This is a genomic window from Corynebacterium sp. HMSC071B10, assembly GCF_001814825.1.
Taxonomy (GTDB): Bacteria; Actinomycetota; Actinomycetes; order Mycobacteriales; family Mycobacteriaceae; genus Corynebacterium.
In genome coordinates this window covers 1-1,139 of record NZ_KV817991.1, presented here as the reverse complement: position 1 = coordinate 1,139, position 1,139 = coordinate 1, and the positions used below count along the sequence as shown (strand labels likewise).

2 protein-coding genes are annotated in these 1,139 nt (G+C 62.8%); both read left to right on the top strand.

The annotated features are described in order from the left end of the window. The first annotated feature begins 417 nt into the window (after positions 1–417). Positions 418–783, top strand: coding sequence for a hypothetical protein (locus HMPREF2990_RS02935; RefSeq protein WP_070762632.1), 366 nt, complete (start codon positions 418–420; stop codon positions 781–783). Further along, the coding region (locus HMPREF2990_RS02930; protein WP_141757781.1) for a hypothetical protein at positions 783–1,139 on the top strand (357 nt) is incomplete at its 3' end. The genes HMPREF2990_RS02935 and HMPREF2990_RS02930, both read left to right, overlap by 1 nt.

Sequence of the window (1,139 nt, the reverse complement as noted above, 5' to 3'; positions counted from 1 at the left end):
GGGGGGGTTGCTTTTGGTTCTCACGCTCGACCGTGACGCGCTGGTGTGTCCCACTCGACAGCGCGGGCCTAGTCATATAGGCTCATTGTTGAATTAACGCTAGAGATCACCCTCGCAGAGATGCGGGGGTGTTTTCGTTTGCCACGCCGGTGCCGGCGATTTCCAACCTCAAAACGTGACCAAGATCACATATGGGGGTTGGTGCTGGGTCGGCGCGTGGCTGGGGAGTCGGGGGCGATTTTCCAGACCGTGCGCGGGGTGTGCGTGCGCGTGCGTGGTGACCTGCACGGGGACTGTTCCAAACCGTGTTCCAAACTGCGTTCCAGGCCGTTTTCCATGCTTGACCAGCGGTTTTAATGTGGCTTCTCTAGGGATCAACCCGCAAGGTGCGGGGGTTTTGATCAAGGAGATAGCCCGATGAGGGAGTTAGTTTTTCCGACGGCCACCGAGGTCGTCGCCACCCGTGTCCGTGTCGAGTGCACCCCGGTGCGCGTCTACGACAAGGAGGCAAAACGCTACACCGACCAGCAGGAGACCGACGGCCACGGTCGCCCGATCTGGGAGATCGAGGGCTTGGCACCGATCATCATGGACGCAATTTTTGAGGGTGGAAAAGTGCAGGTCACGGAGTTTTTTGAGCCCCAGCGCGTGCCAATCGGCACGCATTTTGTCCTGGCTGGTGACAATGTGACCGCGCGCGTCTACCCCTCGCGCGGGGGTCTTGGCTGCACCATGTCCGGCGACCGCCTAACCCAGCCGAAAAAGGGCGGTGACCAGCAGTGATGACCCTAGTGACACACAGCGAGGACACTTGGAAGCGCGTGGGGTTCGTCCACGACCTGCTGATGATCGCCCAGATCGAGGATCGCCCCCCGGCGAGCGATGACGACCGCCAACGGCTAGCTGTGACCGTCTACCCGCGCTGGGCGACCGACGCGGTGGGGTGGCTGACGGCGATCCCCGAGACGGACGTGGTCGACATCGTGCGTCGTGAACGCCCTCATCTGCGTGACGTACGGATAACCGGTGGCCCGCGCGGGGTCGTTGTCATCGACGAGCCGGGGCTGCCGGTGGCGCTCGGCGTGCAGTTCAGCGTGGAGGGGGTGGAACGGCATGGGTTGGCTGCTGCTTGGCGTGCT

What these genes read in the sequence shown, in the direction of transcription:
- HMPREF2990_RS02935 (WP_070762632.1), top strand. Translation starts at nt 418, where the DNA reads ATGAGGGAGTTAGTTTTTCCGACGGCCACCGAGGTCGTCGCCACCCGT.